Source organism: Henriciella sp. (assembly GCF_049649345.1).
GTDB lineage: Bacteria > Pseudomonadota > Alphaproteobacteria > Caulobacterales > Hyphomonadaceae > Henriciella.
On sequence record NZ_JBARZC010000321.1, the window covers coordinates 1 to 8,152 of the forward strand.

Annotated in this window: 7 protein-coding genes; 6 read left to right on the top strand and 1 reads right to left on the bottom strand. The window is 61.2% G+C overall.

From position 1 onward, the window contains the following. From WA989_RS08520 to WA989_RS08530, 3 genes are all read left to right on the top strand, one after another. The coding region (locus WA989_RS08520) for a CpaF family protein (protein ID WP_424340076.1) at positions 1 to 1,140 on the top strand (1,140 nt) is incomplete at its 5' end. A 3-nt stretch (positions 1,141 to 1,143) separates the two neighbouring features. Next, a complete protein-coding gene (locus tag WA989_RS08525) occupies positions 1,144 to 2,175 on the top strand; it encodes a type II secretion system F family protein (RefSeq protein WP_424340077.1) in 1,032 nt (343 codons plus the stop codon). A 15-nt stretch (positions 2,176 to 2,190) separates the two neighbouring features. After that, entirely contained in the window at positions 2,191 to 3,159 is a 969-nt protein-coding gene (locus WA989_RS08530; protein ID WP_424340078.1) for a type II secretion system F family protein, read from the top strand. Positions 3,160 to 3,282: 123 nt separating this feature from the next. On the opposite strand, the gene WA989_RS08535 is transcribed toward WA989_RS08530, so the two are convergent. Beyond that, positions 3,283 to 4,173, bottom strand: coding sequence for a tetratricopeptide repeat protein (locus WA989_RS08535; RefSeq protein ID WP_424340079.1), 891 nt, complete (start codon positions 4,171 to 4,173; stop codon positions 3,283 to 3,285). Positions 4,174 to 4,290: 117 nt separating this feature from the next. Here WA989_RS08535 and WA989_RS08540 point away from each other — a divergent pair, with 117 nt between their 5' ends. From WA989_RS08540 to WA989_RS08550, 3 genes are all read left to right on the top strand, one after another. After that, positions 4,291 to 5,652, top strand: coding sequence for a leucyl aminopeptidase family protein (locus WA989_RS08540; RefSeq protein WP_424340080.1), 1,362 nt, complete (start codon positions 4,291 to 4,293; stop codon positions 5,650 to 5,652). Positions 5,653 to 5,748: 96 nt separating this feature from the next. Next, positions 5,749 to 7,665 carry a DUF885 domain-containing protein gene (locus WA989_RS08545; RefSeq protein WP_424340081.1) on the top strand — a complete coding sequence of 639 codons (1,917 nt, stop codon included), beginning with the start codon at positions 5,749 to 5,751 and terminating at the stop codon, positions 7,663 to 7,665. A 186-nt stretch (positions 7,666 to 7,851) separates the two neighbouring features. After that, positions 7,852 to 8,152, top strand: a 301-nt coding sequence (locus tag WA989_RS08550) for a hypothetical protein (protein WP_424340082.1), incomplete at its 3' end; no start/stop codon positions are given.

The following is an 8,152-nucleotide window of genomic DNA, read 5'->3' on the forward strand; positions in this document are numbered from 1 at the left end:
ATCAAGACTGTCGTGATGTCGATTTCCGAGCAGGAACGCCTGCTCGACGATATCTGTAACGATGTTCTCGGCTATGGCCCGCTCGAGCCGCTTCTGGCGCGCGATGACATTGCCGATATCATGGTCAATGGCGCTGACACCACTTATATCGAGGTCAACGGCAAGATCGAGCGGACCAATATCCGGTTCCGCGACAACTCCCAGCTGATGAACATCTGTCAGCGGATCGTGTCGCAGGTCGGCCGCCGCGTCGACGAAAGCTCACCGATCTGTGATGCGCGTCTGCTCGACGGCTCTCGTGTCAACGTCATCTCGCCGCCGCTCGCGATTGATGGCCCGACGCTCACCATTCGTAAGTTCAAAAAGGACAAGCTGCGCCTTCAGGATCTGGTCAATTTCGGGTCCATTTCAGAGCCCGGCGCGGAAATGCTCCGCATCATCGGTCACTCGCGCTGCAATGTGCTGATTTCTGGCGGTACCGGTTCTGGTAAGACGACGCTGCTCAACTGTCTCACCGGCTTTATCGACCCGACCGAACGGGTCATCACCTGCGAAGACTCCGCCGAACTCCAGCTCCAGCAGCCGCATGTTGTGCGCCTCGAAACCCGCCCGCCGAACATTGAAGGCTCCGGCGAGGTCACGATGCGCGATCTCGTCAAGAACTGTCTGCGGATGCGCCCTGAGCGGATCATCGTCGGCGAGGTTCGCGGGCCTGAAGCATTTGACCTTCTGCAGGCCATGAACACGGGCCATGACGGCTCGATGGGCACGCTGCACGCCAACAGCCCGCGCGAAGCCCTGAGCCGCGTCGAATCCATGATCACCATGGGCGGATTTTCGCTGCCGGCGAAAACCATCCGTGAAATGATTGTCGGCTCGATCGATGTTGTGGTCCAGGCGTCGCGCCTTCGTGACGGCTCGCGCCGTATTATGCAGATTAGCGAAGTCATGGGTCTCGAAGGCGATACGATCGTGCTTCAGGACGTCATGAAGTACGAGATCGACGGCGAAGACGAGGACGGCAAGGTCAAGGGCCGCCACCGCGGCACCGGTATTGGCCGCCCGCGCTTCTGGGAGCGGGCCTCCTATTACAATCTTGAGCGCGACCTCGCCAAGGCTATCGACGCGATGGAGACCTGATCGATGAATCAGGACCTTCTTATCTATGTTGTCGGCGGACTGGCCTTTCTCGCGCTCGCAGGCGTCGGCCTCGCCTTTACCGGCGGCTCCAACGACGCTGCAGCCAAGCGAGCCAAACAGATCAAGCAAGGCACTGCTGGCAAGGCCCGCAATTCCGATGCGCAGGACGTCAACTCCCAGCGCAAGCGCCAGACCCAGCAAATGCTCAAGAAGCTGCGCAAGCAGGACGAAGAGCGCCGCAAATCCCTGATCCCGCAAGACATCAAGTCCAAGCTTATGCAAGCGGGCATCTCCATGCCGGTCGAGGCCTTCTGGATCGGATCGGCCGTCCTTGGTGTCCTGCTCGCGACGGTGACCTGGCTGTCTGGCGCGGAAGGCCCGCCGCCAATCGCCGGTATCGAAATCAAGTCCCGTCCAGCCATGGTCTTCGCGGCTGGTTTTGCAGGCTTTATCGGCATTCCGCGCTTCATTCTCGGCTTCCTGACCAAGATGCGCCACAAGAAGATGACGAACCAGTTCGCCGATGCCATCGACATCATCGTGCGCGGCGTGAAATCCGGTCTGCCGCTGGCTGAATGTCTGCGCATCATCGCCAAGGAAAGCCCCGATCCCCTCGGCGGCGAGTTCAAGACGCTGACCGACAATATCCAGATGGGCACGCAGCTCGACCGCGCGCTGCAGCAATTCTTCAAGCGCGTGCCGCTGCCCGAAGTGAACTTCTTCGTCATTGTGCTGACCATCCAGTCGAAGTCCGGCGGTAATCTTTCCGAAGCGCTCGGCAACCTCTCCAAGGTTATCCGTGAACGGAAGATGATGCGCGAGAAGATCAAGGCCATGTCGTCTGAAGCCAAGGCGTCGGCCGGCATTATCGCCTCGCTGCCCTTCGCTGTCGGCCTCATGGTCTACATGACGACGCCCGGCTACATCATGGAACTGTTCCGCACGTCGACCGGCCACATGATCCTGTTCATGGGCGCGTGTCTGATGTTCACCGGCGTCACTGTCATGCGCCGCATGATCAATTTCGATATCTAGGGAAGGAGGCAGACCATGGAAGCTTTTGCCAGATCCCTAGGCGATCCAGGGACGATCGCGTCCATGCTCGCGGCGGTCGCGATGTTCGCAACCATTACCTCTGTCATGCTTCCGGCGCTCAAGGGTGACAAACTCGAGACCCGCCTCAAACAGGTGACAAGCCAGCGCGAAAAACTGCGCAAGGCGAGCCGTGCGGCGCTTGAGCAAAAAGGCCTCAAACGCGACGATAGCGGCGCGATCAGCGAGATTACCGGCAAGCTGAACCTGCAGAAGATGCTGGAGGACCCGAACGTCCAGGCCAAGCTTGTCCAGGCCGGTCTGCGCGGGCCGCGGCCGCTGGCCATCTTCTATTTCTGCCGCTTCGTGCTGCCATTTGCCGGCGCGCTTGCAGCCTTCCTCTATATCTTCTTCGTCAATGATCACGGCCTCAGCCCGCAAATGAAGATCGGTGCTGTCGTGTTTGGCGCGGCGGCCGGCTTCTATGCGCCGAACCTTTACGTCTCCAACATCGCTTCCAAGCGCCAGCAATCGATCATGCGTGCCTTCCCGGACGCGCTCGACATGCTGCTCATCTGCGTGGAATCGGGCATGTCGATCGAGCTCGGCTTTGCCAAGGTTGGCGCCGAGATCGGTGCGGCCTCCCCGGAGCTTGCCGAGGAATTCCAGCTTACAACGGCTGAACTCGCCTATCTGCAGGAACGCCGCCAGGCCTATGAGAACCTTGCCAAGCGGACCGGCCATGAAGGCGTCAAATCGGTCTGTATGGCGCTGATGCAGGCTGAACGCTACGGTACGCCGCTTGGCGATGCTCTGCGCGTCATGGCCAAGGAAAACCGCGACATGCGCATGGCCGATGCCGAGAAGAAGGCCGCCGCGCTGCCAGCCAAGCTGACCGTGCCGATGATCCTATTCTTCCTGCCGGTCTTGTTCCTCGTCGTGCTCGGCCCCGCCTACATCAAATACCAGGAAATGAACGGCGGTTAGGCGCAAGTCACCCTCGTTCTTCGACAGGCTCAGGATGAGGGTCGAACCACAGGCCGCAGCCGCAATCCTCACAGCAAACGTAACGCCATCGCGCTCCAGTTAAGGGGGCGCGTCGCGCTCGCCTTAGTCGCTGCCTGTCGAGCCGCGCAGGCTGAGGCCTGAAGCGACCGCCTGGCGGGCACTGTCATCGGCGTCGTCACCGGCTTCTTCTGTCTCGCCCGCGTCACCGCGTAGCGCGCCATAGTCGCGTGTTGGCGCCAGCATGGATCTCAGCGTGGCGCGGTTGGCTTCGACGGTGCGCTGGGGCGCGTGCGGGTCGACCTCTTCCATCTCGGCAACCCGGCCCTGCAACCCGAGAATAAGCGCCAGGTTCTGGCGCACGCGCGCATCGGCGCCGGGCAGCGAGGCGGCATAGCGAATGCGCTCTTCTGCCTGTTCGATCTTGCCCGACAGCGCCAGCGACAGCCCGTAATTGGTCAGTGTCGAAATCCGGTCCGGTTCGATCTGCAGCGCCGCAGCATAGGCCGTTTGCGCATCAAAATGGCGCTCCAGCTGGTCGAGCGCGACGCCGAGGCCTGCGAGGGCTGACGCATTCTGCGGATTGACGACACTCGCGCGGTAGAAGGCGTCTGCCGCTTCGCCCGGACGCCCCTCACTCATTAGGGCGCGGCCCATGATCAAATTGAGTTCATCGGATTTCGGATGCAGCGGGATCGCCGAAGACAGGACCTCGATCGCGCGGACATGGCTGCCAATCTCACGCAACGAAGTTGTAAACCGGATCGTTGTCTCAAGGCTGGAAGGATCTTTCCTGAACTCGGCCGCCCAGAAATTGGCCCGCGTCAGCGGGTCGGCGCGGTCTATCTCGGCGATCTCTTCCGGCGTCGCGGGGGCGATCTCTGCGGCCATTGCTTCTTCAAGCGCGGCGGCCTGTTCTTTATCCGCTGTGCTTGCGCAGCCTGCCATGAGCGCGGCAGAAAGAAGGGGTACGGCAAGTCTGATCGCTCTGGACATCTCATCGCTCCGGTGAAGAGTATTCATCGGCGACCTTGCCCTCGCGACCGTCAAGGATCAGTTAACAGAACAGCCGATTTGCTTAACCAGTTCGATTAAATGGAGTCTTCCAGCCCAATGCATAAAGCTTTTACCGCCACCGCTTCCGCTCCGGCGAAAATCCATCTGTTCCGCCCGGACGAGTGGGAAAGCGCGTCTGGCGATCTGCCGGCAGGTCTCGCCTCGCTTGCCAAGGCGAACGGGTTTGGCGGCAAGACCGGCGAAATGGTGATTGCGGCAGGCGATGATGGCGCGCGGGAAGCCGTCCTGTACGGCCTTGGCGCGAAGCCAGAAGCCCTCAGCCTGGCAGGCCTGGCTGCGAAGCTGCCTGAGGGCGATTACGAGATTGTCCGCGATGCCGGCCTTCCCATGGCCCATATCGCCGCCGGCTGGGCGGATGGCGCCTACCGCTTCGACCGCTATCTGAAGGACAAGGCCAGCCCGCCGCGCCTCGTCATCGGCGAGCATGAGGATGCTGACGCGTTGGACCGCGAAGCCGACGCCGTCAGCCTCCTGCGCGACCTCGTCAACACACCGGCCCAGCATATGGGCCCTGCCGCGATCGAACAGGCGGTTCGCCAGATTGGCGAGCAGCATGGCGCCGAGGTCAGCGTCACGACAGGCGACGAGCTGCTCGACCAGAACTATCCGATGATCCATGCGGTCGGCCGCGCCGGCCCTGAAGCCCCGCGCCTCATCGAGCTGACATGGGGCAGTGAGGACCATCCCGAACTGGCCCTTGTCGGCAAAGGGGTCGCCTTCGATACGGGCGGCCTCAACATTAAGGGCGGCGCCGGCATGAAGCTGATGAAGAAGGATATGGGCGGCTCGGCACATGTCATCGCGCTCTCCAAGCTTGTCATGGCCGCCGGGCTTCCGGTGCGCCTGAAACTCTATGTGCCGGCGGTGGAGAATGCGATTTCCGGCGACGCGTTCCGGCCCAGCGATATCCTGTCCAGCCGCAAGGGTCTGACCGTCGAGATCGACAATACTGACGCCGAAGGCCGCCTGATCCTTGGCGATGCGCTGACCCGGGCGTGCGAGAGTGATCCGGACCTGCTGATTGATTTTGCGACCCTGACAGGCGCGGCACGCGTCGCGCTCGGTCCGGACCTTGCGCCGTTCTATACCGAAGACGGCGATGTCGCAGATGCGATCTGGGCGGCCGGCGATATCTCGGGCGACCCGGTCTGGCGCATGCCGCTCTGGGATCCGTACAAGTCGATGCTCAAATCCTCGATTGCCGACATCCAGAATTCCGGTGGCAGCTTTGCCGGCTCGATTACGGCGGCGATCTTCCTGAAGCAGTTTGTTGACGCGAAACGCTGGGTGCATCTCGATGTCTGGGCCTGGCGGAAGGGCAAATATGGACGCCCCGAAGGCGCCGCGGCCTGCGGACTTCGCGCGGTCTGGACCATGCTGCGGACACGTTATGCCTGAAACTGAGGCAGGCGCTGCATAAACGTGTCGTCTGTCTTGCGTCCCGGCGAAAATCCTGCTCATTAGCGAAAAACGATAAGACAGGAGTTCTTTCCCATGCGTATTGGCCTCACAGCCCTCGCTCTCGTGCTCGCCGCCTGCGGCTCGACCAGTGGCACCCCCAACAATGCTGAAACCGAAACCACCGGCGCCGAAACTGCGGCCCCGCAGACAACAGAGGCGACGGCCGAAGAGATTGAGGCCGAAACCGCCCGTCTCAATGAGTGGTTCGACGAGAAGTACGAAGAGCAGGTGATGATGAGCCCGATCCGGCTCACCTTCCTCGGCCGCAAGGACCGTCATGGCGAGATTGACGACATGTCCTATGAGGCCGCCCAGGAGCAGCTGGACTGGCGCCTCGCCACCGTCACCGAGATGGAAGCCTCCTTCGACTATGACAAGCTGAGCCAGGAAGCGAAGAATTCCTGGGACATCTGGAAATATCAGGCCGAGCAGGCTGAAGAAGGCATGAAGTACTTCTATAGCGGCTTCACCTTTGACCAGATGAACGGCGCCCAGTCCTTCCTGCCGACCGTGCTGATCCAGTTCCACCAGGTCGACGATGCCGACGATATGGAAGCCTATATCTCGCGCATCAATGAGGGCGCCCGCGCCGGCCGCCAGCTGATCGAGATTGCCAAGGAATCGGCAAGCCGCGGCGTGCAGACGCCTGATTTCGCCCTTGAGGGCGTGATCGACCAGGCCCGCAAGGTCATCACCGGCGCCCCGTTCACCGATAGCGAAGAGCCGTCGGACCTCTGGGCCGATGTCGAAATGGAAATCGGCAAGCTTGTGGACAATGGCAGCATTGACGAAGAGCAGGCAGAGACGCTGCGCGAAGACGCCCGCGCCGCGCTGACCGGCGACTTCCAGGCAAGCTATGAAGAGCTGATCGCCTGGGCCGAGGGTGAGCTTGAAGAGGCGCCCGCCAACCCGACGGGCCTCACCTCACAGCCGGACGGCGAGGACTATTACGACTACCGCCTGAAAGTCTCCACCACGACCGATCTCACGGCCGACGAGATTCACCAGATTGGCCTCGAAGAGGTCGAGCGTCTTCAGGGCGAGATGGAAGCGGTCAAGGACGAGTTCGGCTTTGATGGCACGCTACAGGAATTCTTCGTCTATCTGCGCGAGAACACCGACGACCGTGAGCTTTACTACGAAGACAGTGACGCAGGCGCAGACCAGTACGTCGCCGATGCCAGCGCGGCGATCGACAATATCGAGACCCAGCTTCCGGACTATTTCGGCATCCTTCCCAAGGCCGATCTCATCGTGAAGCGCGTCGAGCCTTTCCGCGAACAGGATGGCGCAGCCCAGCACTATTTCGCCGGCACGCCGGATGGCTCGCGTCCCGGCATTTATTACGCCCACCTCTCGGACATGAAAGCCATGCCGAAGCGTGAGCTGGAAGTGATCGCCTATCATGAGGGGCTTCCGGGCCACCACATGCAGATCTCGATCGCGCAGGAACTGCAGGACATCCCGCAATTCCGCACCCAGGCCGGCTTCACCGCCTATTCGGAAGGCTGGGGCCTCTATTCAGAAAAGCTCGCCAGCGAAATGCCGGGCACGTTCGAGACCCCGCAATCTGAATTCGGCCGTCTCGGCTCTGAAATCTGGCGCGCCATCCGTCTCGTCGTCGATACTGGCCTGCACTCAAAAGGCTGGACCGAGGAAGAAGCCTGGGAATATTTCACAGAGAATGCCGCTGTCACCGACAGCCAGGCCCGTTCTGAAATCCAGCGCTATATCGTGATGCCGGGCCAGGCGACCGCCTACAAGATCGGCATGATCAAGATCCTCGACCTGCGTGAGCACGCCCGGGAAGAGCTCGGCGATGATTTCGACATCAAGGGCTTCCACGACACCGTCCTCGGCGGCGGCGCGCTGCCCCTCGAAATCCTCGAACGCCGCGTCGACCAGTGGATCGAAGAGGTGAAGGCGGAGAGCGAAGCGCCCGCTGATTAAGCTCGCTGAGCTGTTTTTGAGAAAGCCCTCTTCGGTAACGGAGAGGGCTTTTTTTGTTGAGGCAACCGGTCAGCGATCGCAGGCGTGGTGTGCCAAATCGCGTATCATGCTATTGTCGTTCAATGTGTTCAGTGATCGGACTATGAACATGATCCGTCAGGTCATCCCTCAGGCGCAGGAAAAGCGATGAATGATGCTGATGGCCTGCCGCCTCAGGGCTCCGATCAGAAAGACGCGGCGGCTGTCAGGGTCTTTCCGCCCGGTGTTCCCTTGGCGACCATTCTTTCGGGCGTAGTACTGATGTGGCTGTGGCCGATCAGGTCAGGCTGGATGCTTCCGGCGCCACTTCGCTACGTGGTCGGCGGGGCGATCATTCTCGCATCGGTCTATTTCCTTGGCTTCCGGGCGGTCGCCTTGATGCGTCGCTCGGGACAATCCGAAAATCCCTATCGTACCACGACCGAAATCCTAGAGGCTGGGCCTTACC